Below are 26427 nucleotides of genomic sequence, written 5' to 3' on the forward strand. Positions count from 1 at the left end.
TAAAGATGATTGTTTTGTTAGGCTTAGTGAGTTTTTTATTCGCTTTTGCTTCAGGTAGAAATATGAATAGAAAAGTAACAGATCCTAATGTCAAATTTATTGGTGAAGACAACCTTTTTATAACAAATGAAACTGTTAGTAAATTGTTAATACAAAATTATGGGGCAGTTAAAAACGTGCGTAAAGAAGCTTTAGATTTGAATAAGTTAGAAAATGCCCTCAAATCTAATCCAATGATAAAAACTGCAGAAGTGTATGTTGCTGTTAATGGCTTGCTTAAAGCCAAAATAGAGCAAAAGACACCTATTGCACGAGTTAGTACAAATGCGTCATATTATATTGATGACGAAGGTTTTTATATGCCTTTGTCAACCAATTATTCTGCTAGAGTACCACTAGTTACTGGTTATGTTGAAAAAAATAATTTAAAAAACGTCTATACAGTTGCAAGTAAAATTAATGGGGATGACTTTTTAAAGATGAATGTTATTGAGATTCATCAGAGTTTTAATAATAAGATTTCTTTAAAATTACGACAATGTAAATTTTTAGTGCAGTTAGGGGATGTAAATCTTTTAGATAAGAAAATTAATAATTTAAAAGCGTTTTATCAAAAAAAACAAAAAGAGAAAGCGCTTAATAATTATAGTAAAGTCAATTTACAATTTGACAACCAAGTAATATGTACCAAAACATAAACCATGGAGCATAATATAGCAGTAGGATTAGACATAGGAACCACAAAGATTGTGGCTATGATTGGTCGTAAAAATGAATACGGCAAACTCGAAATTATAGGCATTGGTAAGTCTAAAAGTTTAGGCGTGCATCGTGGTGTAGTAAACAATATTACACAAACTATTCAGTCAATACAACAAGCAGTACAAGAAGCCGAAGCTGCAGCAGCAACACAAATAGAAGGTGTAACCGTTGGTATTGCTGGACAACATATTCGTAGTTTACAGCATAGTGATTATATAACGCGATCAAATTCTGAAACTGTTATAGACGATGACGATATAGATAGGTTGATTAATCAAGTACATAAATTAGTAATGCTTCCTGGAGAAGAAATTATTCATGTACTACCACAAGAATATAAAATTGATGGACAAGCCGAAATAAAGGAACCTATAGGAATGTATGGTGGTCGTTTAGAAGCTAATTTTCATGTAGTAGTTGGTCAAGTGTCTTCAATTAGAAATATTGGACGTTGTGTGCAAAGTGCAGGTTTAAACCTTGAAGGCATAACACTAGAACCTTTAGCCTCAGCAAATGCCGTATTAAGTCAGGAAGAAAAAGAAGCAGGTGTCGCATTAATTGATATAGGAGGCGGAACCACAGATTTAGCTATTTTTAGAGATGGTATCATTCGGCATACGGCTGTAATTCCTTTTGGAGGAAATGTGATTACTGAAGATATAAAAGAAGGCTGTTCTATTATTGAAAAGCAAGCCGAATTACTTAAAATAAAATTTGGTTCTGCATGGCCTGGAGAAAATAAGGATAATGAGATTGTTTCAATACCAGGTTTACGAGGTAGAGAACCTAAAGAAATTACGCTTAAAAACCTTTCGAAAATTATACATGCACGTGTTGTAGAAATTGTAGAACAAGTTTATGTTGAAATTAAAAACTACGGACACGAAGAACAAAAGAAAAAACTAATAGCAGGAATTGTTTTAACAGGTGGTGGTAGCCAATTAAAACATTTAAAACAATTAGTAGAATATATAACAGGAATGGATACCAGAATTGGTTATCCAAACGAGCATTTAGCTGGAGATAGTGATGAAGATGTAACAAGCCCATTATATGCAACAGCAGTAGGTTTGGTTTTAGATGGCTTAAAGCGGCAAGAAAGAAAAAAGATAGAACAGCAGGAAGAAGAGCAAGTTAAAAATGAAGATGAAGTATCTGTACAAGATGAAATTAAAGAAAAACCAATTAAGGAAAGACGCTCATTCCTTGATAAGTTAACAGAGCGCGTTAAAGATTTTTTAGATAACGCAGAATAGAAACGAGCATAATAAAAAATGTCTATTGGACAATTTTTAGTGAAGTTGCCAAGTGACAAAAAGGAGATCCATTGAATAAAAAAAATATAGAGTAAAACCCCAGTAAAACAGAATTTATGAGCAGCAAAAAAGAATTCGAAAGCATCGCATTTGATTTACCCAAAAATCAATCAAATGTTATTAAAGTTATTGGTGTTGGAGGTGGTGGTAGTAATGCCATTAACCACATGTTCCAACAAGGCATTAAAGGCGTTGATTTTTACGTTTGTAATACAGATGCACAAGCACTTCAAAACAGTGGCGTTCCAAACAAAATTCAATTAGGTCTTAATTTGACTGAAGGATTAGGAGCTGGTGCAAATCCTGATATTGGAGAGCAATCTGCCGTTGAGAGTTTTGATGACATTTCACAAATGTTAGATACAAATACTAAAATGGTTTTCATTACTGCAGGAATGGGTGGCGGTACTGGTACAGGTGCGGCGCCAATTATTGCTAAAATGGCTAAAGATTTAGATATTTTAACGGTTGGAATTGTAACAATGCCATTTCAGTTCGAAGGAAAAATGCGTATTGAGCAATCTCAGAAAGGGATTGAAAAATTAAGAAATGTTGTAGATTCTTTAATCGTAATAAATAATAATAAACTCCGTGAGGTTTACGGAAATCTAGGCTTTAAAGCGGGATTCTCTAAAGCAGACGAAGTATTATCTACTGCTGCTCGTGGTATAGCCGAAGTTATTACACATCATTACACGCAAAATATTGATTTACGTGATGCTAAAACGGTTTTAAGTAATAGTGGTACTGCTATAATGGGGTCTGCATTGGCATCAGGACAAAATCGTGCGCAAGATGCTATTCGTAAAGCTTTAGATTCACCATTATTAAATGATAATAAGATTACCGGAGCTAAAAATGTATTGCTGCTAATTGTTTCTGGTTCTCATGAAATTACTATTGATGAAATTGGTGAAATAAATGATCATATTCAAAGTGAAGCAGGTCATGGCGCTAATATTATTATGGGTGTTGGTGAAGATGAAACCTTAGAAGAATCGATAGCGGTAACCATTATTGCAACAGGATTTAATATTGAACAACAAGATGAAATTTCTAATACAGAAACTAAAAAAGTAATCCATTCATTAAGTGAAGACCATGATTTAGTTGCTCAAAAGGGCGAACCTGTTATTATTGCTCCAGTTATAGAATTAGAAAAGAAAGAAGAGCCACCTGTTGTAAGACATACTTTAGATTTAGAAGTTGAGGAAGAAATTCCAGTTAAGAAAGTAATAGAGCCTAAAAAAGTTTCAAATGAGGTTTTTAAAGATATAAACTTAATTCCTACATCAGAAATCATTAAAAATATAGATGTGGTTTATGAAGAAGTTACAGCTAGCGTAAAACAGGATGAAGATTTTATTATTAAGCCAGTAACTAGAATGTCTGATGATGTTGAAGATATAAAAGATGTTGAAATTATTTCAGATTGTATAGAAGAAGAACAACAAATTACCTTAACATTCGATTTACCACTTTCTTCTAAAAAAGAAGAAATTAATGAGGAAGAAGATAAAATATCATATAAGTTAACAGATGATGATGTTAAAAAAATTCCAGTAAATGATTATGTTGAATTAATTACAGTTAATGAGACTAATGAAGAAGGTGATGTGCGTTATGTTCTTGATGATTATGCGGAAGTAGAATCGTCTTTAAATAAAAAACAAGCATCAGCTAAGGATCTTTTAGAAGAGGTTGAGGAGGATATTGTTTTTGAAAAGAAAACCATTCAAAAAGAAGCCGTTGATGATGCAGTAAATGAGGAGGTTGACCCTATGAATAGTCCAATTTCTGATTTACTTAAAGAACGAGCAGAAGAACGCAGACGTAAGATGAAAGATTTTAATTATAAATTCAATAATGCAAAAATTGATGATATAGAGAAAGTCCCAGCGTATAAAAGACAAGGAGTAAACCTAGAAGATGCTAAACATTCATCAGAAACAGATTTATCTAGAACAAGCATTGGGCTTGATGATAACGATGATATAAAATTAAGAAGCAATAATTCGTTTTTACATGATAATGTAGATTAAAAATATTACTAGACTTACTTATTATTTATAAACCCGAAAAGTTTACCTCAGCTTTTCGGGTTTATTTTTAATTATTTTGTCTTTCCTGCGAAGGCAGAAATCTATTTTTTATATTTGCATTCAAATTGAATAAAGTAATGAGTTTACAACAAGATATAATGTCGGCGCTTAAAGAAGCGATGAAATCTAAAAACCAAACAGCATTAACAGCTTTACGTGCTGTCAAGTCAGCAATTTTACTAGCACAAACAGAAAGTGGAGCTAAAGAAGAATTGACAGAGGATCAAGAACTTAAAATACTTCAAAAACAAGTTAAGCAACGTAAAGATAGTGCCGCTATATATTTAGAGCAAGGGCGCGAAGATTTAGCAGCCCCAGAATTAGCAGAAGCAGATGTTATAAGTCAGTTTTTGCCAGAAGCTTTAAGTGAAGAAGAGATTGAAAAAGTAGTCGTGGCAACAATTGAAAAGGTTGGAGCAGAAGGCATGAGAGATATGGGGAAAGTTATGGGAATTGTTAGTCAGGAATTAGCAGGACAAGCCGATGGAAAAACCATTTCTAATATTGTTAGGCAAAAGTTAGCTTAAAAATTTAAAAACACATAAAAAGATTCCCGTCTGTACGGGAATGAAATGGCTGCGTAGTTCAACTGGATAGAATATCAGATTTCGGCTCTGAGGGTTGGGGGTTCGAATCCCTTCGCGGTCACTAAAACAGATTCAATTTATTTCATTACCCCTCAGTTTCCAAGGAACTGAGGGGTTTTCTTTTCAGTTGGATTTGTTAATTTTCGTTTAAAATCCCATTTTTTGGGATTAGGTGAAGAATGTTTTAGATAAAATAATAGGAGATAGGAGCTTACATGTTTTAAGGGTTTAGTAGTAAGGTTTCTTAAGAGTTACAATTGTACTTATCTAAAATGGAGTGAAATTATTGGATACTATCCTAAAAATTTTATAAGTTCAAAGTCAGGTTAGTGAAGTTTGTAAGGTGCTTGTTTTTAGTATTTTGTAAACATTTTTTTTGTTTACAACCAATTTGAAATCATCACTTTCTTTTTAAATTTTATTCTGTCAAACCTTTATAAACGTAATAAGCCACAATAATTTTGAAGTCTAAAGAGGTTTATTTAACAATCCCAATATTAAAATCGATATTCCTTTACATATTCAAAACCTCTTATTGTTAATAATATTTTTTATAAAAAATCAAAAATTAAACATTTAAGTATAGCTAATGTTTTGTTTAAGTTGTTAATTTGAGTTAATTATGTGAAATATAAAATGCTTGTTAATTATAATTAAACTAATAAATTTAAAAGTTATTTCCTATTACATGGGGGAATCTTACTGAAAAAGGTTAAATTATAAAAGCAAATTTTTGAATAAAATTCAACAACTTTGAATATTAATAGCGAAACACATCAACTTACAATAAAAGGATACAAAAAACTGTTTGATTCTTTGTATCCTTTATTGTGTTTATTTGCTAATAAATATATATATGATATGGAAATATCAAAAGATTTAGTTCAAGATGTTTTTATAAAAATATGGGAAGACAAGATTGTTTTTAAAAATGAAAACAATATAAAATCTTATCTCTACACATCGGTTAAAAATAAATCTTTAGATTATTTAAAAAGCAAGCATTATAAGTCAACAGATAATTTTTCAGTCAATCAAATAGAGCAATTGGAAAACGAATCTTATTTTTTAAGAGAAGTTGTTGTTATAGAAGCCTCAAGTATTATAGAGAAAGCAATAAATACGTTGCCAAATAAATGTGCAAAAATAATTAGGTTAAGTATTAAAGATTTTAAAAACTCCGAAATAGCCGAAGAATTAAATATCTCAATAAATACTGTTAAAGCACAAAAAAAAATTGCCTACAAAAGACTAAAACCACTTTTAAAGGATTACTTTGTTTTAATTGCCTTAGTCTTTTTCGATTAAATCGAATCTACATTCAGGTATTTATATTGTTTTAAGTGTTTGAAAAACACTTGACAACATATTTTTATTATTTTTTTAACTTTTTTTTAACCCTATGCTAACTTTTTGTCGTCTTAGGGTTAAATAAGTATATATTTTAGATAAATAACCATATATAGATGTCTATTTTAAGTAAAATCTTAACACTGTCTAAACAAATAGCAGCTTCGTTATTAAAAGATCATAAGCCTATAGATTTATATAAATCTGAAATCTTCAATGAAGAGAATAAAGATTACATTATAAAGAATCTTACTGATGAAAATATAATAAGAGAGCGCCTTGAGCAGTCAAATCAAATTGATAAAAAAGCAGATTGGAAAACTGTTAAAAGTAAAATTGATGCACCAGTTAGAAAATTGTTTTGGCGTTATGCTGCGGTGGCTAGTGTTATAGGAATAATAACTGCCACTTATTTTTTTAAAGATGGTTTATTAAATAACTCTAATAACGATAGCTCTGTAATTGTAAATACAATTAAAATAGGAACCGATAAAGCAATACTTACTTTAGATGATGGTTCGCAAATAGCTTTAGAAAAAGGAACATCATTTCAAACAAAAAATGCGAATAGTAATGGCGAGCAAATTGTATATGGTGAAACTAATTCTGAAGAAAAATCAAAAATTGTATACAACTATTTAACTATTCCTAGAGGAGGTCAGTTTTTTATAATGTTGGCAGATGGAACGCAGATATGGTTAAACTCGGAATCTCAATTAAAATATCCTGTAAGTTTTGTTGAAGGTGAAACTAGAGAAGTGGAGTTAGTTTATGGAGAAGCGTATTTTGATGTATCTCCAAGTAGTGAACATAATGGAGCCGACTTCAAAGTCATTAATAATAAACAAGAAGTAAAAGTTTTAGGTACAGAGTTTAATGTTAAAGCTTATAGTGATGAAACTAACATTTACACCACTTTAGTTGAAGGTAAAGTCGCTATTAGTTTTGAAGATAAAAAGCAAGACTTGTTGCCAAATCAACAATCAAACATAAACATTTTGAACAATGCTTTAACGGTTAAAACAGTAGAAGTGTATAACGAAATTTCATGGAAAGATGGCGTTTTTAGCTTTGAAGAAAAAACTCTTAAGGAAATCATGAAAGTTTTAACACGTTGGTATGATGTTGATATCGTATTCAAAAATTCAGCTATTGAAAACGAAGAGTTTATTGGCGTTTTAGGAAAGGATCAAAATATAGAAGAAATACTAATTAATATTAAAAATTTCGGAATTATAAAAGATTATGAAATTGATGATACTAAAATAGTATTAGAATAAAAAAAGGGAGCGAAGTTTTGACATTTTCCGGTATCTAACTTCACCCCTCTAACTAAGTATTAATTAAATGTTTAACTAACACAAAACAAATTTATGAAAATTAAACTAATCAATGCGCGTTTTCTATTTAGAAAGCGGCTACTAACCATGATTATGAAAACGTTTATCTTCTTATTATGTACAACCGTTTTTAGTTTATCAGCAGATGATACTTTTTCTCAAGAAAAAGTAATAATTGATCAAAATCAATTAGTTACCGTTGATGCGGTATTTAAAATTATTAAAGAACAAACTAACTACCGCTTTATTTATCCTAAAAATTTGTTTAAGGATACTCCGAAAATTCAATTGATTAAAGGAGAAATTAAAATTGAAAAATTATTAGACCAAAGTCTTTTGGCTAGTAATTTGAATTTTGAGTTGTCTAAAAACAATACCATTGTAATTTCAGAACAAGATACCACTCAAACAATAGAGATTCAACAAGGAATTCTAATATCAGGTAGTATTGTTGATAGTTCTGGAATACCTCTGCCTGGGGCAAATATTCTTGAAAAAGGAACCTCTAACGGTACTCAATCTGATTTTGATGGTAATTATTCTTTAAAAGTTACTGATGAGAATTCAGTTTTAGTAGTATCTTATATAGGGTATACAACCCGAGAAATCGAACTTAATGGAGAAACAACAATTAATATTACTTTACGAGAAAATGCATCAGCTCTAGATGAAGTAGTTGTAGTAGGATATGGTACGCAACGAAAATCAGACTTAACTGGCTCGGTTAGTGTTGTAGATGTTGATGAAGCTAAAAAAATAGTTACAAATGATGTGGCAAAAATGCTTCAAGGTCAAGTGCCAGGGGTTACAGTACAATCATCTGGGGAACCAGGAGGGTTTGTAAATATTAAAATTAGAGGTATTTCATCATTTACCAACAATAATCCGCTTTTTGTTGTAGATGGTATGATAGTAGATGATCCTTACGATTTTGCAACAGGTGATATTGAATCCATGCAAGTTCTAAAAGATGCTTCTGCCTCTGCAATTTATGGTGTTCGTGGAGCTAACGGCGTGATTATAATTACTACTAAAAAAGGAAAAGCAGGTAAAGTTTCTATAAATTACAGAAGCTCATTTGGCTTTCAATCTGTTGGGAAAACTATTTCTGTAACTGATAGAGTTGGTTATCAAAAAATTACTAATGCCGCTTACGTTAATTCAGGACAGGTTATCTTACCCGGAAATGATCTTAATAGTCCAGAGTTTATATCTAATGTTGATACTGATTGGCAAGATGCCGCTTATAAAACTGGAACTTTAGAAAATCATTCTATATCATTCGCTGGTGGTGCAGAAACTCTTAACTACAATTTAAATGTTGATTATTTTAAAAACAGTAGTTATATGGATGTTCCTCAGGATTATGAGCGTTATTCAACAACTTTAAATTTAGGGGGTCAAAAGGGAAAATTTACTTACGGCTCTAAATTAGGGTATACAAATTCTAATAAAGGAAATTTTAATGAGTATAATACTGGTGAATCATCTGTTATTTATTTATTACAAGCTATTCCTACAATGCCAGTATATGATGAAAATAGATTAGGTGGTTATGGAGGTTCAGATAATGCCATACAAAGAGCCATTACATTAAATGTAATTGGTTACAACAATTTATTAGAAAACACTAATAAAAGAAATAGATTTATAGGAAACATTTGGGGCGAGTTAGAAATATTAAAAGGCTTAAAATATAAATTAAGAGTAAGTGCCGATGTACTAGATTTCCATGATAGATTATATGTTCCACCAAGTGATTTAGGCTGGTATTATATTACTACAAATGAAGAAGCTTCACTAGATGTAACCAGCGGAAATAGAACCAGAACCATTATGGATAATCTATTAACCTATAATTTAGAAATTAATAAACATAAGTTTGATGTTTTAGCTGGTTCTGTACAAGAAAAAACAACTAACTATAGACATTATTCCAGAGGTGTAGGTTTTGATGATAATGCTATTAGTCAATTAACCTACGCTTACGATTCAAGAGCTGAAGAATCCGAAAGTACAATTACAGGAAAATCTTTATTGAGCAGACTTAATTATAGTTTTGATGATAGATACTTAATTACGGCTAACTACAGACAGGATAAAACATCGCTTTTTGATGAGATAAATAATACGGGTGATTATTTTTCATTTTCTGGAGCATGGAAGGTTCATAATGAGAATTTTATAAATTTACCAGATTGGCTAAACACTTTAAAACTTAGAGCTGGTTATGGTACTTTAGGTAATAATACTGTAGGGCCTTATGCTTATACAGCTACGGTTAATCCTTTTGCTAATTATGTTTTTGGAAATGAGTTAGCTCCAGGAACAACAGTTGTTTCAGCAAAAGATCCAGGTTTAAAATGGGAGGATACCGAAACATTTAATACTGCTATAGAAATTGGAATGTTTAATAATAAACTACAATTTTCGGCCGAATATTACAGAAAAACATCGTCTGACATTTTAGCAAATGTACCACTTCCACTTTCATCTGGTACTATTGATAACTGGGTTGTTGCTGTTGTAAAAAACGCCGCAGATATTCAAAACACCGGATTTGAATTCGCATTATCTTACAACAACAGTGATAATAAATTTAAATATAATATCTCAGCTAACTTAGGGACTTTGAAAAATGAAGTATTAAAAATTGGAGAGAATGATATTCCCATTCCTGGTGTAAATTCTAGAACGGAAGTTGGTCGGTCTATTGGTGAATTGTATGCTTACGAAACCGATGGGTTGTTTAATAGTCCTGAAGAGGTTGCTGCACATGCCAGTCAATCAGGAGCGCAACCTGGTGATGTTCGATTTGTTGATCAGCTTACAGTGGATACTCCAAGTATTGATATCGATGGAGATGGATTTCCAGATATTGGAGATGGGATTCCAGATGCAACAGATGGTTTAATTACAGATGAAGACAGAACATTTCAAGGCACAACAATACCTAAAATAAGTTATGGTTTAAATTTTAGCGCAAGCTATAAAGATTTTGATTTCTCAATGTTTTGGCAAGGAAATGCAGGAAATAAAATATATAACGGTACATATAATGCATTAATGATAGGTGGTTTGTTAAATCATCATACAGATATGTTAAACTACTGGACTCCAACAAATACGAATACGAATGTGCCGCGTCCAGATCAAATAGAAACTAATGCGAATGCAAGAGGTTCAGATAGATTTATTGAAAGTGGCGATTATATTAAATTACAAAGTTTACAATTAGGATACAATGTGCCTATGGGAAATGTTAAAGTTATAGAAAAATTAAGAGTTTATTTATCTGGTCAGAATTTGCTAACTCTTAGTGGATATAAAGGGTATGACCCGGATTTTCTTAATGATGGATTATTCTCAAGAGGTTTTGAATTTGGATCTTTTCCAAATCCAAGAACATTTTCTTTTGGCGTTGATGTAAAGTTCTAATATTAAAAAAATTATCATGAAAAATATAAAAAAATATAATTATATAGGGATATTCTCTTTGTTACTAGTTACTTTATTTAGTTGTGTAGCAGATGATGAACTCGTTCAAGTCGATCCTAATTTAAATACAGAAGCGTCGTTTTGGAAAACTGATGCGGATTTTCTAAAAGGAACAAATGCGATATACGGAAGCATGCATATAGATGGTACATATATGCGTAGTACGCCTTTACTACTAGATCTAAAAGATGATGCCACAAGAAGTAATAGTCCCTGGCCTCCTATGGCTAATGTTGGTCGTTTTAACACCAGTTTAGCAGATGATGCGATTTATGGTTGGGCTTATAGAGACTTTTATCAGGGAATATATAGAGCGAATCAAGTTTTTGAATATATTGAAGGTGTTGAATTTGAAGATGCAGGACTTAAAAATAGAATCCTTGGTCAAGCACATTTTTTAAGAGGGCTTTATTTATTTCATTTAGTTAATTTCTTTAAGAATGTACCTGTTCCACTAGATAACTCTACGTTAATCCATGAACAAAAAACTGAAGAAGAAGGCTGGAAACAAATAATTATAGATATGAAAGCTGCAACTGATTTGTTGCCAATTTCATATAGCAATGTTTCAGGATTAGATGCCGGACAAATAGGTAGAGCAACAAAAGGAGCTGCTTTAGCTTATTTAGGAAAAGCTTATTTATTTACTAAAGATTTTCCTAACGCAAGAGATGCTTTTAAAAAAGTTATTGGTTTAAATTATTCATTAGTTTCTAATTACAGAGATAATTTCACAGATAAAAATGAAAATAATTCAGAATCTATTTTTGAAGTTCAATTTAGTAGAGAAGCTGGAGGTGTTGATTTAAGCTTTGGTTCTAATCCAACATCTGGATGGGGGCAAACATCCGCAAGAGCCATTACTTATGGTCCACGTGATTTTGGATTTACTGATGTACAGCCTACATTTGCTTTATATAATGATTTTCTAATTGAGAAAACCGTTAACGATGAAATTGATCCAAGGTTAGATGCTACCATGTTCTATAATAAACCAGGAGGCGTGATGCTTTATGGTCAAGATTTTGCAACATTTTATGCTTCAAACGCTAATGATTTAAATGATTTGTTCTGTAGAAAATACCAAAATTCAGATGGAGGTCAGGTTAATGAGTATGATTGGCGTTCAGGTATTAACGAGCGTATTATGCGTTATGCAGACGTTCTGTTAATGTACGCAGAAGCATTAAATGAGACAGGAACTACTTCTGAAGCATATACTTATATTCAAGAAGTAAGAGATCGTGTTAATTTGCCAGATTTAGCGGTAACTAAACCAAATATGACAAAAGAACAAATGAGAGATCAAATCGCTCATGAAAGATTTTTAGAGTTTGCGCTTGAAGGTCACCGCTTTGATGATATTAGAAGATGGGGGTGGTTACAAGATTCTGCAAAACTAGCTTGGTTAAAATCAAGAGATGCAGAATTTGAAACGTACTCTAATGGAAGAGAATATTTTCCAATACCTCAATCAGAAATGGACAATAATCCATTAGTTAATGATCAAAATGATGGGTATTAGTTTAATTTTTTAATTTTAAATATTTGAGTTAGTTTTTTTCATATGGCAGGTCTAATAAGCTTGCCATATGATTTATATAATCTATTAAAACACCTTAAAAAGTATAAAATAACTATATATTCAAGATTCAGAAACTATAAAGAAATATTGACTACGAAAATATTAAGAGTGCTTATTATTTTATTAATAGCCTCTTTTAAATATCTAAGGCAAGACAATCAAACAAGTCAATGCAACAAACTAGTTTTTGACTCTACAAGCTCTTATGTTCAACATGCTGTTGCTCAAGGTTGTTCAATTCCAGATGTATGGTGAAGTATAACTTAACTGTTGCAGAAATATCTTGTAATAAAATAAATGACCTTTAATTGATTAAAAAAAGTAAACCAAATAAACATATTGAAGATATTAATACTTTAATTAAAATTTTTTAAGTATTTTGCAAGTGTGTATTAAACACTTATTCTAATTAAATTCACACTAATTAATAAATTAAATAGACAAATGATTATGTTCAAATTCTACAAACCTATTTTGAGATTTCTTATAATAATATTATTATCAACACTAAGTGTTCATTCTCAAAACAACAATACTTCAATATCAATTACAGTTGATGAAAATGCACCAATTATTAGCAAACATATTTACGGGCATTTTGCTGAACATTTAGGACGCTGTATTTATGATGGTTTTTTTGTTGGAGACACTTCTAAAATAGCGAACACAAATGGTGTTCGTAACGATATTGTTGAAGCTTTAAAAGCTTTAAAGATTCCAAATTTAAGATGGCCAGGTGGATGTTTTGCAGATACATACCATTGGAAAGATGGAATTGGACCTCAGGAAAACAGACCAACAATTGTAAACCAATGGTGGGGAGGCGTTACAGAAGATAATAGTTTTGGTACACACGACTTTTTAAATATGTGTGAATTATTGGAAACAGAGCCATATTTATCTGGAAATGTTGGTAGTGGTACAGTTCAGGAATTAGCAGACTGGGTTCAATATACCAATTTTGATGGAGTGAGTCCAATGAGTGATTTACGTATAAAAAACGGTAGAAAAGAGCCTTGGAAAGTTAAATACTGGGGCATTGGAAATGAGGCCTGGGGTTGTGGAGGAAATATGACAGCAGAATATTATGCTAATGAATATAGAAAGTATGCAACATTTATTTCTGATTGGACTAATTCTGGTGGATTAATGCGTATTGCATCTGGAGCAAGCAGTGAAGATTATAATTGGACGGAGACCTTAATGAAAAACATTCCTAATAGAATGCTTGGGGGTGTTGCTTTGCATCATTATTCTGTAATAAATTGGAATAAAAAAGGATCAGCAGTTACTTTTACTGAAGATCAATATTTTGCTACAATGAGTGAAGCATTAAAAATGGAAGAGCTTGTTACAAAACATGCTGCTATTATGGATAAATACGATCCTAAGAGAAAAGTTGATTTAGTAGTTGATGAATGGGGAGGTTGGTATGAAGTAGAAGAAGGAACCAATCCAGGGTTTTTATATCAACAAAATACTATGAGAGATGCTGTTTTAGCTGGAGCAACTCTAAATATTTTTAATAATCATGCAGATAGAGTTCGTATGGCCAATTTAGCGCAATGTGTAAATGTGTTACAAGCAGTAATACTTACAGATAAAGCTAAAATGATTTTAACACCAACATATCATATTATGCATATGTACAATGTGCATCAAGATGCTAAACTAATACCAATAACATTTGAATCTCCTTTATATCAATTTAAAGAAAAATCGCTTCCTGCATTATCAGTTTCAGCTTCAAAAGATAGTAATGGATTGGTTCATATTTCTATGGTAAATGTAGATTCAACAAAAGAAAATAAAATAGAAATAAACATAAGTGATTTAGGAATTAAAAATGCATCGGCAACAATTCTTAGTTCAAAAAAATTGCAAGATTATAATTCCTTTGATAATCCAAATAAAATTACACCTAAAAAGTTTGAAGATTTTAAACTTAAAAAAGGTGTTCTAACTATAACTATTCCTCCTTTTTCTGTTATTATGTTAGAAGGGAAATAAAAAATTGTTAGCTATGAAGAAAAAAGATAAAATATTGAGATTAAAATGGGTTGGTCTATTTTTTGCAATAGCAATTATGGTTTCGAGTTGTTCTAAAGATGATGAAATTGAACAACCAAAAGCTGGAACTGTATTAAATAAAGATTGTTCAGGAACCACTCAAATCATTCAATATGCAGATGGAAAAGGTGGCTATACTACCAGTAGTGTTGAGAACTCTGTTGATTGCGGATATGTACCGCCAATAGTAGAGACTTTTAACGGACCAACCTATTCTGATAATTATTCTTCAATAGCTTCATGGAGCTTTCGTTCGCAATGGAATCTAGCCAATGTTCATGATCCAACCGTTGTAAAAGACGGTGAGTATTATTACATGTATCAAACTGATGCTTCTTACGGTAATGCACATGACGGATATGGGCATTTTCATCATAGAAGATCGAAAGATTTAGTGAGCTGGGAATATAGAGGTAGCACCATGACATCTGCTCCAGCATGGGTAAAAGATACCCTTAATAGTATGAGAGCAAAAATGAATCCTGTTTTGCCTCCAATAGAAAACCTAAACTATGGCTACTGGGCACCTTGTGTTAGAAAAGTGGGCGATAAATACAGAATGTACTACAGTATTGTTGTCATAAATCCTATTGTAGGAACAGATCCTAATACCTCTTGGACTGAAAAGGCGTTTACTGGGTTAATGGAAACAGACGATTTAGCGACAAATAATTGGACAGATAAAGGCATGGTGGTTGCTTCGGTAGCAGATGGTCTTGAAACCTATACAAGAACCAGTGAAAATGATTGGAGCGGTTATTTTAAATATAATGCTATTGATCCGTCATTTATAGAAACCCCTGAAGGTGAACAGTATTTAATTTATGGGTCTTGGCATTCTGGTATTGCAGCGGTAAAGCTAAATCCAGATACAGGTAAACCAGATAAGTTAGAAACTTTAGAAGATTATGGTGTTACTATTGCTAAACGTGGTAACAGCCGATGGCAAGCATCAGAAGGACCAGAAATAATTTATAATCCAGATACAGATTATTATTATTTATTTTTAGCTTATGATGAATTGTCTGTTGCCTACAATACAAGAGTTGCTCGTTCTAAAAATATTACTGGTCCATATTTAGGAATCAACGGAGCAAATGTCTCAGCAGGCTCAGATTGTTTTCCAATGGTTACGCATCCTTATAAATTTAATAACCATACAGGTTGGGTAGGCTTTTCTCATTGTGCTGTATTTCAAAATACAGATACAAAAGCATGGTTTTATGCTTCGCAAGCAAGATTACCAGAAAATGTTCCAGGTATAAATGCCTCTAATGCTATTATGATGGGACATGTACGTGAAATTCAATGGACAGAAGACGGTTGGCCTGTTATAGCACCCGAACGATATGCAGGTGTGCCTGATACGGAAATTACAGAGGCTTCTTTTTATGGAACATGGGAGCATATTGATATGCAGTATCAATATAAGACGCTTCAAAATTCCAAAACTATTTATTTAACTGCTGATAAAAAAATAACTGGAGGAATAACGGGGTCTTGGTCTTATGATAGCTCAAACAAAACATTAACGGTTAACGGAGTTAAATGTAAAGTGAAAGATGCTTGGGATTGGGAGGTTTCTCCAAGAAAAGTGACTATTACATATTCGGGACTTACAGCAGGAGGACTGCCTGTTTGGGGGAAGAAAATTTAACTGAAATAATTAACATTACCAATAAAAACTATACTAAGAATGAGACTCAAATATTTATGTTTAGGAGGACTTTTAGCCTTGGCTATGTCTTGTAAATCGACTAAAACTTCAGAAGCTATTAAAGCGGTAGCAAAATTTAATAACCCGATAATTACTGATAAATATACAGCAGATGCAGCTGCTATAGTACACGACGATAAGGTATACATATATGCGGGTCATGATCAGGCACCAAATGATGTAAATGCTTATAGAATGCATGAGTGGTTGGTATACTCGTCTTCAGATATGGTGCATTGGGAAGCACACCCTGTGCCTCTAAAACCAACCGATTTTAATTGGGCTTCAGGAAGTGCTTGGGCATCTCAGGTTATAGAACGTAACGGGAAATTTTATTGGTATGTAACCGTAGAACATGGAAGTATTCATGGGAAAGCCATTGGGGTAGCAGTTTCCGATAGTCCTACAGGACCTTTTAAAGATGCAATCGGTAAAGCATTAATTACAAATGATATGACGACCCAAACAAAAATAAGCTGGGATGATATCGATCCCACCGTCTGGGTTGATGATGATGGTCAAGCTTACTTATTTTGGGGAAATACAGTTTGCAAATACGCCAAATTAAAAGATAATATGATTGAACTCGATGGTCCAATTATGACAGTAGATTTACTAAACTTCACCGAAGCACCATGGATTCATAAAAAAGGAGATTGGTATTATTTATCATATGCTTATCAATTTCCAGAAAAAATAGCATATGCTATGAGTAAATCTGTTACAGGTCCTTGGGAATTTAAAGGTATTTTAAATGAAGTTGCAGGAAACAGCAATACAAACCATCAGGCAATTATTGAGTTTAAAGGTAAAGATTATTTCATCTATCATAATGGAAATATTCCAACACATGGCGGTAGTTTTAGGCGTTCGGTTTGTGTTGATAGGCTTTTTTATAACAAAGATGGCACCATGAAACGAGTAGTCATGACATCAGAAGGAATTCAAAAATAAATTTCATGAAAATAGTTAGACATTATATATCATTATTACTTTTTTTTACAATAATGGTTTCTTGCGCACAAACTGATAAACCAATTACACATGATCCTGTAGTTGCAAAACAAGGAGATACCTATTATTTATTTTGTACAGGACCAGGAATTACAAGTTTTACATCAAAAGATTTAAAAACTTGGAAGCGAGCTGATCCTGTTTTTTCTGAACAACCAAAATGGGCTAAAACAATAGCTCCAGGTTTTAATGGTCATATTTGGGCACCAGATATTACTTTTTATAAGGGAACTTACTATTTGTATTATTCCGTATCGGCTTTTGGCAAAAATACATCTGCAATTGGATTAGTAATCAATAAGACTTTAAATCCTAAAGACGAGAATTATAAATGGGAAGATCAAGGTGTAGTAATTCAATCTGTCCCGAACAGAGATTTATGGAATGCGATTGATCCCAATTTAATTTTTGATGAAAACGGAACCCCTTGGTTAGCATTTGGTTCGTTTTGGAGTGGATTAAAAATGGTAAAATTAAAATCCAACTTAAAAGAAGTTGCAAACCCTGAAGAATGGCATGCCATTTCGAAAAGAGATAGGGATCCTGATTTAGAAGATTCAGAACCTGGGAATGCTGCTTTAGAAGGCCCATTCATTTTTAAAAAAGGAGATTATTATTATCAATTTTTGTCTTGGGATTATTGTTGTCGAGGTGAAAACAGCACCTATAAATTGGTTGTAGGTCGCTCAAAATTAGTAACTGGACCTTACGTAGATAAAGATGGAAAATATTTGAATGAAGGTGGCGGTTCTTTAGTGATTGAAGGTAATAAAAACTGGTATGGTGTTGGTCATAATAGTGTATTTACTTTCGATGGTAAAGATTATACGTTTATGCATGGTTATGACGCTAATGATAATGGAATACCAAAATTAATTGTCAAAGAAATTAAATGGGCTGAAGGTTGGCCAATTGTAGAACCAATGGATTAATTATGAAATTAACAAAATATACTATAGCTGTAATTACTGTTCTAGCACTATTCAATTGTAAATCAGATAAAAACAATATTTCAGAATTAGAAGAACCAAAAGCAGGGTATCAGATTGAACCAGTAGATATTCAGCATGTAAAAATAACCGATGATTTCTGGTTACCAATAATAAAAAGGGTTCAAGAAAAAACTATTGAATATGCGATTGCAAAATGTGAAGAAGAAGGTCGTTTAGACAATTTCTTAATTGCAGGAGGAGAAAAGGAAGGCACTGTTAAAGGAGCTATGCCTTTTGACGATACCGATGTTTACAAAATAATTGAAGGGGCATCAAATTCATTAATTAGTGCTCCAAATGCAGCATTAGAAACCGTTTTAGATTCGCTGGTTAGTATTATAAAAGTAGGGCAAGAACCTGATGGCTATTTAACGACTTGGCGAACCATAAATCCTGCAAAACCACCTGCAACTTGGGTCGAGGTTAAAGAAGGAAAACGTTGGGAAGCCTTATTTATGAGTCACGAATTGTATAACGCAGGGCATTTATACGAAGCTGCTGCTGTACATTATAAAGCGACAGGAAAACGCAATTTTTTAGACATTGCTTTAAAAAATGCCGATTTAATGGTAAATACATTTGGTGATGGGGAACATAAAATTTCTGCTGTTCCAGGTCATCAAATTATAGAAACAGGTTTAATTAAGTTATTTCAAATTACAGGAAAAGAAGACTACATAAACTTAGCAAAATACTTTTTAGATAATCGCGGAAATCCTCATAATCACAAGTTGTTCGGTCCTTATTCTCAAGACCATATTTCAGTAGTTCAGCAAGACGAAGTTGTTGGACACGCTGTGAGAGCAGTTTATATGTATGCGGCAATGACAGATATTGCAGCCATAAAAAAGGATAGTTTATACGCTTCTGCAGTAGATAAATTGTGGAACAATATGGTGAGTAAAAAAATGTATGTTACTGGAGGCATTGGTGCTAAGCATGATGGAGAAGCTTTTGGTGAAAATTATGAGCTACCAAATTTAACGGCATATAACGAAACATGTGCAGCAATTGGCGATGTATATTGGAATCACAGATTGCATAATCTTAAGGGTGATGTTAAATATTTTGATGTAATAGAACGCACACTATACAACGGATTAATTTCTGGATTATCTTTGGACGGCACTAATTTTTTCTATCCAAATGCATTAGAATCTGATGGTGTTTACAAATCCAATCGTGGGTCGTGTACACGTCAATCTTGGTTTGATTGTTCATGTTGTCCAACTAATGTTATTCGTTTTGTGCCTTCAATTCCTGGTTTAATATATTCAAAAGCAAATAAAACGGTGTACGTTAATTTATATGCATCAAGTCACGCAGATATCGATTTAAACGGACAGAAAGTAAAAGTATCTCAAGAAACTGCTTATCCATGGAACGGAAAAGTTAATATGACGGTTGAATCGAATTCAGACATCACGGTAAAATTTCGTGTTCCTGGTTGGAGCAGAAATGAAGTTTTACCAAGCGATTTATATGCTTATGTGAATACTTCACAAGTGCAACCAACACTTACTATTAATGATGGGAAAGTAGAGGCTTCTTTAAAAGATGGTTATTTTGAAGTCACAAGAAAATGGAAAGCTGATGATAAAATTGAACTTAATTTCCCTATGGAAGTAAGAACAATTAAAGCTAATGACAAGGTTATAGAAGATAAAGAGAAACTAGCTTTAGAATATGGTCCATTGGTTTATGCTGTTGAAGAAATTGATAACCCAAAATTTGATGCTATTACAGTATCAACTTCAGATGAATTTACAGTTCAAAAGGAATCCATTTTAGAAGGTGTAAATACACTAACCAATGATAAATTAAAAGCTATTCCTTACTACGCTTGGTCAAACAGAGGTGTAGGTAAAATGAAGGTTTGGCTACCAATAACAACTAACTAATCACCAATCTCAGAACTGGGAATTTATAAAATATGAAATCTAACAATCAAAAGTTAAGCATACTAGAAAAAATTGGATATGGTTCAGGTGATGCAGCAGTAAATGTTGTTATCTCTTCCATGTTTCTTATCATTACCTTTTTTTATACAGATGTCTATGGTTTAAAAGCGACAGACATGGCATTAATGTTTCTTTTAGTAAGGTTTATTGATGCCATAACCGATCCGCTTATGGGATTGATAACCGATAAGTTTACCACAAAATGGGGGCGTTATAGACCTTATTTTCTCTATTTATCTGTCCCTTTTGGTATTTCGGTATTCTTAACATTTACAACGCCAGATTTCGATTATACAGGTAAATTAATTTATGCTTACATTACATATATTTTTGTAACCATTATGTTTACTTCGGTTACAATTCCTTATATATCTCTAATTGGTGTATTAACAAGTGACCCTAAAGAACGCTTATCGGCAAATGGTTATAGATTGTTTTTTGCAAAAGTAGCAGCCTTTTTAGTGTCTATTGTAGTGCCAATTTTAGCAGAAAAACTTGGTAAGAATGACTTAGCAAGAGGCTATCAATTAGCCATGGGAATAATGGCATTAATGGGGACACTTTTGTTTTTATTTAGCTTTTTTACAACTAAAGAGCGTGTAGAACATGTTGTAGATAAAACACCTTTGTTAGAGCAATTTAAATTATTGATTAAAAATGGACAATGGACCTTGTTATTTGGTGTATGCTTTACAGGAACTGTTGGTTATGTAATTCGTGGTTCTGTAGCAATTTTCTATGCTAAATATTTCCTTGGAGGTGATGCAAGCGTACAATCTACTTTTATGGGAACAGGAGTAGCAGCAGCAATTTTAGCAATGCCAGTTTCAACTTTTATTACGCAACGCTATTGTAAAGTTAAGTTATTTAAATATACACAATTGGCTGTTGGAGTTATTAGTTTAGTCATGTTTTTTGTAATTAAACCAGGCGATATGTTATTAGCTTACATACTATATTTTATTCTATCCTTTGTGGTCGATTTGCATGCGCCAGTTTTCTGGTCGGCAATTGCAGAAGCAGTAGATTATGGTCACGCAGAATCAGGGAAGCGTGTCTCAGGACTCTCTTTTGGCGGGATTTCTTTTGCACAAAAATTTGGAATGGGAATAGCAGGAGCAGCAGTTGGTTATTTGCTTGATTTTTTTGGATACATTCCAGATGGTGTACAAAGTGAAACAGCATTGGTTGGTATTGCACTAATGTTAACCATTATTCCTGGTGTATTTCATGTTATTATGGGATTACTCATGTTTCGTTACAAAATTACTGATGACTATTACGAAACAATTAAAAAGAAACTTAACATATAAATATGGACACAACTAGAACAAACAACCCAATAGTTGAGCAACGTGCTGATCCGTTTGTCTATAAACATACCGATGGATATTACTATTTTACAGCATCAGTACCAAGTTATGATTGCATAGAGCTTAGAAGAGCTAAAAGCATAAATGAATTACAAGATGCTGAAACTTTTAATGTTTGGTACAAGCACGAAACGGGACCAATGAGTCAGCATATTTGGGCACCAGAAATTCATTATTTAGATGGAAAGTGGTATGTTTATTTTGCAGCGAGTGAAGTTGATGATATTTGGAAATTAAGACCCTATGTAATAGAATGTACTGGTCAAAACCCTCTAAAAGACGAATGGGTTGAATTAGGACAAATGCAAGCCGCTGATGGTGATCAAAAATCATTTATAGATTTTTCATTAGACGGAACAGTATTCGAAAATAAAGGAAAAAGATATTTTTGTTGGGCAGAAAAAACTGGCGGACAATTTGCTGCGTCCAATTTGTATTTAGCCGAAATGGAATCGCCAATAAAACTTAAAACAGCTCAGTTTATGCTAACTACACCAGATTACGATTGGGAGCGTGTAGATTTCTGGGTAAATGAAGGACCAGCAGTTATAAAGAATAATGGTGAAATTTATATCACATTTTCTGCAAGTGCTACAGGAGCATGTTATTGCATGGGAATGATGGAAGCAGATGAGGATTCTGATTTATTAAACAGAAACTCATGGAAAAAATCAAGACACCCTGTACTTGAAACGGATTATGATAAGAAAATTTATGGTCCAGGACATAACAGTTTTACTGTAGCTGAAGATGGAGCACCTTTAAGTGTCTATCATGCTAGATCTTATGAAAAAATTGTTGGAGACCCATTGTATGACCCAAACAGACATGCGAGAGTTATGGAAGTGAAATTTGATAAGGTTGGAAGGCCCATATTTGAATTTTATTAATCATCTATTAAATGAAACAATTAATTTTAGAAATAAGTATTTTGTAATAAAGCATTCCATAATATTATACGTTCTTGTACTTTTGAAATTAAATAGGCGTTTATAGTTTTATGTTATATATTTTAATTGTTAATGCTAGCAAAATATTGCTAGGTATTTTGTTAGTCGTATTAGCATGTATTCTTATATACTATACTTTTAGATTAATAGAAATGGGCTATGTTTTAAAGTATAAAAAACCATTATACAATCATTTTTATCTCTATTTACGAAAGCTGAATGATAAACAAAAACGAGTTTTACAGCACCAATTTTCATTTTATAAAAAACTTAGCATCAAAGAAAAAAAATATTTTGAGCATCGGGTTGTATCTTTTATACAAGACAAAGATTTTATTAGTAGAGAAGGTGCTATAATTACAGAAGAACAACAAGTTTTAATATCGGCAACTGCTGTTATGCTAACCTTTGGGTTTAGAGATTTTTATATTGGTCTTATTTCAAAAATTGTAATCTATCCTGAGGCTTTTTATTCTCAAACAAATGATGCCTATCATAAAGGAGAATTTAATCCGAAGCTTAAGGCACTTGTACTCTCATGGAAAGATTTTCAAGAAGGTTATAGAATTAATAATGATAATTTAAACCTAGGAATTCATGAATTTACGCATGCTATTCATTTAAACAGTATTAAAGAACGTGATGTTAGCTCAATTATTTTTAAAGATTCTTTTAAAGAATTATCGATACTATTAAATTCTAAGGATGGGTTAAAAGAAAGATTAACTAAATCTGAATATTTTAGAGGTTATGCCTATACCAACCAATTTGAGTTTTTAGCAGTTGTTATAGAAAACTTCATAGAAACACCTCAAGATTTTAGATCTGAGTTTCCTCTTATTTATAGTAAAATTAAACAAATGCTTAATTTTAGTTTTGGTGGATATTAAAATGCAATATGACTTTTATCATACTTTTTTGAGGTTTAGTTTTATAATTTTAGAGTTAATAAAACTAAATTGTATAAGTCATGATAAAGAAAGCACCAGTTTCAATGATAATGACTGAGCCAGTTATTACTTTAAATACAAATGATAATTTAGAAAAAGCTGAATTTCTTTTTAAGCATAATCATATTAGACATATTCCTGTTGTTTCTGATGATGCTGTTGTTGGGATGCTAAGTTATACAGATTTATTGCGATTAAGTTTTGGAGATGTTACTAATAATTCAGATGATTCTACAGATGTATTAGTTTATAATATGTTTACAATAGACCAAGTAATGAAAAAACAAATAATAACGGTATCTAGATCTAACTCCATTAAAGATGTCGCAAAAATACTGGCTGTAGAAGAATTTCATGCTTTACCCGTAGTTGATAGAAATAAATTAGTGGGTATAGTAACGACTACCGATCTTATAAAATATTTATTACTACAATTTTAAATTTTTTCAAATTCATGTAATGAATTTAGTTAACTGCTTTAAGCTGATATTTGTCATATGTTTATGGCTTGTGGTTAATTAGTTTTGTGTTGAACCTAATAAGTTAATATAATATGAATAAGCAAATTCCAGTGTCTACTATAATGAGTAAAAATATTATAGCACTTACTAGAACAGATAATTTAGAAAGAGCTGAAATGCTTTTTAATAAATATAGAATTAAGCACATTCCTGTTGTAAGTAGAGATGTTGTAATAGGTATGTTAAGCTATTCTGATTTGTTGAAAATAAGTTTGGCAGATGCAGCTCAAGACGATTATAATGTAAATGCTGTGGTTTATAATGCATTTACTATTGAGCAAGTAATGACTAAAGATGTGGAAACCATTGATAGTCAAACAACGATAACTCAGGCCACACAAATTTTAGCAAATAGAGGATTCCATGCATTACCAGTTGTAGATAATGGTATTTTAACAGGAATTGTAACGACTACAGATTTATTACAGTATTATTTAAAACAGTAGTATTAAGAATTAGCAAGTGCTTTTAATTCTTTAATAGTTTCAGTTTGATTATTGCTTTTAAATACATGGCTACCAGCTACAAAAACGTCAGCTCCTGCATCAACTAATTGTTTAATATTTTTGTTAGTAACACCACCATCAATTTCTATGCGCGTATTTAAACCTTGCTCATTTGCCATTTTTCGTAGTTTCTGGATTCTATTATAGGTAATATCCTCAAACTTTTGACCACCAAAACCAGGGTTTATAGACATAAGTAAAACCATGTAGCATTTAGGTAAAATATCTTCTAAAACAGAAATAGGTGTTGTTAAGTTTAGTACAACGCCTGCTTTACAACCTGCATCTTCAATTTGTGTAAGTGTTCTATGTAAATGAACTGTAGATTCGTAATGAACCGTAATAATATCGGCTCCAACTTTAGCAAACTCTTCAATGTAGCGTTCTGGCTTTTCAATCATTAAATGTACATCCAAAGGTTTGGTTGCGTATTTTTTTATGGCTTGAATTACTGGCATTCCGTAAGATATGTTTGGAACAAAGTGACCATCCATAACATCTATATGAAACCAATCAGCATCACTTTTGTTAACCATTTCAATGTCTCGTTGTAAGTTTCCAAAATCGGCGGCTAGTAAAGAGGGAGCTATTAGTTTAGAATTCATTATAAAGTTGTTCTTATGTTTTTGCAAATATAGAAAAGTCTTTTGAAAGTCCCTTTCCTTTGGAGAGGGATTTAGGGTGAGGATAAAAAATGAACCCACGGTAATCAGCCGTGGGTTCTTTCATCAATCAAAAAACGAACAGTTATGTGTAACTGTTTGTTATTGTTATTTAGTCGTAATTCTTAGTAAAAAATTACTATCCTAAATATGTTTTTAATATTTTACTTCTAGACGTATGTTTTAGTCTTCTAATAGCTTTTTCTTTAATTTGTCTTACACGCTCACGTGTTAAATCGAATGTTTCACCAATTTCTTCTAAGGTCATTGGGTGTTGGTTTCCTAAACCAAAGTATAACCGAATAACATCTGCTTCACGAGGCGTTAAAGTTTCTAAAGCACGTTCAATTTCAGTACGTAAAGATTCATGTAATAACTCTCTATCTGGATTCGGTGATTCACCACTATTAAGTACATCATATAAGTTTGAATCTTCACCCTCAACTAAAGGCGCATCCATACTTACGTGACGACCAGAATTTTTCATAGATTCCTTAACGTCATTAATGGTCATGTCCAATTCTTTTGCAATTTCTTCAGCAGAAGGTGGACGCTCATGACTTTGCTCTAAAAAAGCAAATGTTTTATTAATCTTGTTAATAGAACCAATTTTGTTTAAAGGTAAACGAACAATACGAGATTGTTCAGCTAAAGCTTGAAGAATCGATTGACGAATCCACCAAACAGCATACGATATAAATTTAAAACCACGAGTTTCATCAAAGCGTTGAGCTGCTTTAATTAAACCTAAGTTTCCTTCATTAATTAAATCTGGTAATGTAAGTCCTTGATTCTGGTATTGTTTTGCAACCGATACAACGAAACGTAAATTAGCTTTTGTTAATTTTTCTAAAGCAATTTGATCTCCTGCTTTTATACGTTGAGCTAATTCTACTTCTTCATCGGCAGTAATTAAATCTACTTTACCAATTTCTTGTAAATATTTATCTAACGATGCGGTTTCTCTATTGGTAACCTGCTTCGTAATTTTAAGTTGTCTCATCTAATGTTATCCTGTAATTTATAATGTGAATTATTGTGCATTCAATGGTTATACGTATTTATGTCAAATAATGTTACAAAAATTTTCGAATCATTTCTGTTTTTCTGCTTTTTAGACACAGAAATCATATAGAAGTCACGTTATTCGAAAGGAATATGGAATTCATAT

The 26427-nt window shown here is 32.1% G+C and carries 20 protein-coding genes and 1 tRNA gene; 19 read left to right on the forward strand and 2 right to left on the reverse strand.

The window, feature by feature from the left end; translation table 11 throughout:
- Positions 1-5 precede the first annotated feature (5 nt).
- The 19 genes from RHP49_10285 (at position 6) to RHP49_10375 (ending at position 24534) form a co-directional block, all read left to right on the forward strand.
- Positions 6-698 carry a hypothetical protein gene (locus RHP49_10285; GenBank protein WNH11299.1) on the forward strand — a complete coding sequence of 231 codons (693 nt, stop codon included), beginning with the start codon at positions 6-8 and terminating at the stop codon, positions 696-698.
- 3 nt (positions 699-701) lie between these two features.
- A complete protein-coding gene (gene ftsA, locus RHP49_10290) occupies positions 702-2018 on the forward strand; it encodes a cell division protein FtsA (GenBank protein ID WNH11300.1) in 1317 nt (438 codons plus the stop codon).
- A gap of 116 nt (positions 2019-2134) precedes the next feature.
- Positions 2135-4120, forward strand: coding sequence for a cell division protein FtsZ (ftsZ, locus tag RHP49_10295; GenBank protein ID WNH11301.1), 1986 nt, complete (start codon positions 2135-2137; stop codon positions 4118-4120).
- Between the two features lie 137 nt (positions 4121-4257).
- A complete protein-coding gene (locus RHP49_10300) occupies positions 4258-4707 on the forward strand; it encodes a GatB/YqeY domain-containing protein (protein WNH11302.1) in 450 nt (149 codons plus the stop codon).
- A gap of 47 nt (positions 4708-4754) precedes the next feature.
- Positions 4755-4828: transfer RNA gene (locus RHP49_10305), tRNA-Arg, on the forward strand.
- A gap of 692 nt (positions 4829-5520) precedes the next feature.
- Positions 5521-6075 carry an RNA polymerase sigma-70 factor gene (locus tag RHP49_10310; protein ID WNH11303.1) on the forward strand — a complete coding sequence of 185 codons (555 nt, stop codon included), beginning with the start codon at positions 5521-5523 and terminating at the stop codon, positions 6073-6075.
- Positions 6076-6233: 158 nt separating this feature from the next.
- Positions 6234-7397, forward strand: coding sequence for a FecR family protein (locus RHP49_10315; protein ID WNH11304.1), 1164 nt, complete (start codon positions 6234-6236; stop codon positions 7395-7397).
- A gap of 93 nt (positions 7398-7490) precedes the next feature.
- The gene (locus tag RHP49_10320; GenBank protein ID WNH11305.1) at positions 7491-10895 is read left to right on the forward strand and encodes a TonB-dependent receptor; all 3405 of its coding nucleotides are present in this window, start codon (positions 7491-7493) and stop codon (positions 10893-10895) included.
- A 16-nt stretch (positions 10896-10911) separates the two neighbouring features.
- The gene (locus RHP49_10325) at positions 10912-12480 is read left to right on the forward strand and encodes a RagB/SusD family nutrient uptake outer membrane protein (GenBank protein ID WNH11306.1); all 1569 of its coding nucleotides are present in this window, start codon (positions 10912-10914) and stop codon (positions 12478-12480) included.
- 510 nt (positions 12481-12990) lie between these two features.
- A complete protein-coding gene (locus tag RHP49_10330; protein WNH11307.1) occupies positions 12991-14550 on the forward strand; it encodes an alpha-L-arabinofuranosidase C-terminal domain-containing protein in 1560 nt (519 codons plus the stop codon).
- Between the two features lie 13 nt (positions 14551-14563).
- Entirely contained in the window at positions 14564-16267 is a 1704-nt protein-coding gene (locus RHP49_10335) for an arabinan endo-1,5-alpha-L-arabinosidase (protein ID WNH11308.1), read from the forward strand.
- Between the two features lie 84 nt (positions 16268-16351).
- On the forward strand, positions 16352-17281 hold the full coding sequence (locus RHP49_10340; GenBank protein WNH14410.1) for a glycoside hydrolase family 43 protein: 930 nt from the start codon (positions 16352-16354) through the stop codon (positions 17279-17281).
- Between the two features lie 5 nt (positions 17282-17286).
- The gene (locus RHP49_10345; protein ID WNH11309.1) at positions 17287-18273 is read left to right on the forward strand and encodes an arabinan endo-1,5-alpha-L-arabinosidase; all 987 of its coding nucleotides are present in this window, start codon (positions 17287-17289) and stop codon (positions 18271-18273) included.
- Positions 18274-18275: 2 nt separating this feature from the next.
- Complete coding sequence (locus RHP49_10350) at positions 18276-20234, forward strand: glycoside hydrolase family 127 protein (protein WNH11310.1); 1959 nt, start codon at positions 18276-18278, stop codon at positions 20232-20234.
- Positions 20235-20266: 32 nt separating this feature from the next.
- Positions 20267-21607: an MFS transporter gene (locus tag RHP49_10355; GenBank protein WNH11311.1), complete on the forward strand. Its 1341-nt coding sequence runs from the start codon at positions 20267-20269 to the stop codon at positions 21605-21607.
- A 2-nt stretch (positions 21608-21609) separates the two neighbouring features.
- Positions 21610-22557, forward strand: coding sequence for a family 43 glycosylhydrolase (locus RHP49_10360; GenBank protein ID WNH11312.1), 948 nt, complete (start codon positions 21610-21612; stop codon positions 22555-22557).
- 110 nt (positions 22558-22667) lie between these two features.
- Positions 22668-23507 (forward strand): zinc-dependent peptidase, encoded by an 840-nt coding sequence (locus tag RHP49_10365; protein WNH11313.1) that lies wholly within the window; start codon positions 22668-22670, stop codon positions 23505-23507.
- A gap of 80 nt (positions 23508-23587) precedes the next feature.
- On the forward strand, positions 23588-24007 hold the full coding sequence (locus RHP49_10370) for a CBS domain-containing protein (GenBank protein ID WNH11314.1): 420 nt from the start codon (positions 23588-23590) through the stop codon (positions 24005-24007).
- A gap of 113 nt (positions 24008-24120) precedes the next feature.
- Complete coding sequence (locus RHP49_10375) at positions 24121-24534, forward strand: CBS domain-containing protein (GenBank protein ID WNH11315.1); 414 nt, start codon at positions 24121-24123, stop codon at positions 24532-24534.
- A 2-nt stretch (positions 24535-24536) separates the two neighbouring features.
- On the opposite strand, the gene rpe is transcribed toward RHP49_10375, so the two are convergent.
- Together rpe and RHP49_10385 are read right to left on the reverse strand one after the other, a co-directional pair.
- Positions 24537-25199, reverse strand: a complete 663-nt coding sequence (gene rpe, locus RHP49_10380) for a ribulose-phosphate 3-epimerase (protein WNH11316.1) — start codon at positions 25197-25199, stop codon at positions 24537-24539.
- 196 nt (positions 25200-25395) lie between these two features.
- The gene (locus RHP49_10385) at positions 25396-26259 is read right to left on the reverse strand and encodes a sigma-70 family RNA polymerase sigma factor (protein WNH11317.1); all 864 of its coding nucleotides are present in this window, start codon (positions 26257-26259) and stop codon (positions 25396-25398) included.
- Positions 26260-26427: the final 168 nt, after the last annotated feature.

Source organism: Flavobacteriaceae bacterium HL-DH10 (assembly GCA_031826515.1).
GTDB classification, from domain to species: Bacteria; Bacteroidota; Bacteroidia; order Flavobacteriales; family Flavobacteriaceae; genus Thalassobellus; species Thalassobellus suaedae.

Bases quoted from the DNA above. Each gene is read 5' to 3' on its own strand.
- RHP49_10285 (WNH11299.1), top strand. From the start codon at position 6: ATGATTGTTTTGTTAGGCTTAGTGAGTTTTTTATTCGCTTTTGCTTCA.
- ftsA (WNH11300.1), top strand. From the start codon at position 702: ATGGAGCATAATATAGCAGTAGGATTAGACATAGGAACCACAAAGATT.
- ftsZ (WNH11301.1), top strand. From the start codon at position 2,135: ATGAGCAGCAAAAAAGAATTCGAAAGCATCGCATTTGATTTACCCAAA.
- RHP49_10300 (WNH11302.1), top strand. From the start codon at position 4,258: ATGAGTTTACAACAAGATATAATGTCGGCGCTTAAAGAAGCGATGAAA.
- RHP49_10315 (WNH11304.1), top strand. From the start codon at position 6,234: ATGTCTATTTTAAGTAAAATCTTAACACTGTCTAAACAAATAGCAGCT.
- RHP49_10320 (WNH11305.1), top strand. From the start codon at position 7,491: ATGAAAATTAAACTAATCAATGCGCGTTTTCTATTTAGAAAGCGGCTA.
- RHP49_10325 (WNH11306.1), top strand. From the start codon at position 10,912: ATGAAAAATATAAAAAAATATAATTATATAGGGATATTCTCTTTGTTA.
- RHP49_10330 (WNH11307.1), top strand. From the start codon at position 12,991: ATGTTCAAATTCTACAAACCTATTTTGAGATTTCTTATAATAATATTA.
- RHP49_10335 (WNH11308.1), top strand. From the start codon at position 14,564: ATGAAGAAAAAAGATAAAATATTGAGATTAAAATGGGTTGGTCTATTT.
- RHP49_10340 (WNH14410.1), top strand. From the start codon at position 16,352: ATGTCTTGTAAATCGACTAAAACTTCAGAAGCTATTAAAGCGGTAGCA.
- RHP49_10345 (WNH11309.1), top strand. From the start codon at position 17,287: ATGAAAATAGTTAGACATTATATATCATTATTACTTTTTTTTACAATA.
- RHP49_10350 (WNH11310.1), top strand. From the start codon at position 18,276: ATGAAATTAACAAAATATACTATAGCTGTAATTACTGTTCTAGCACTA.
- RHP49_10355 (WNH11311.1), top strand. From the start codon at position 20,267: ATGAAATCTAACAATCAAAAGTTAAGCATACTAGAAAAAATTGGATAT.
- RHP49_10360 (WNH11312.1), top strand. From the start codon at position 21,610: ATGGACACAACTAGAACAAACAACCCAATAGTTGAGCAACGTGCTGAT.
- RHP49_10365 (WNH11313.1), top strand. From the start codon at position 22,668: ATGTTATATATTTTAATTGTTAATGCTAGCAAAATATTGCTAGGTATT.
- RHP49_10370 (WNH11314.1), top strand. From the start codon at position 23,588: ATGATAAAGAAAGCACCAGTTTCAATGATAATGACTGAGCCAGTTATT.
- RHP49_10375 (WNH11315.1), top strand. From the start codon at position 24,121: ATGAATAAGCAAATTCCAGTGTCTACTATAATGAGTAAAAATATTATA.
- rpe (WNH11316.1), bottom strand. From the start codon at position 25,199: ATGAATTCTAAACTAATAGCTCCCTCTTTACTAGCCGCCGATTTTGGA.
- RHP49_10385 (WNH11317.1), bottom strand. From the start codon at position 26,259: ATGAGACAACTTAAAATTACGAAGCAGGTTACCAATAGAGAAACCGCA.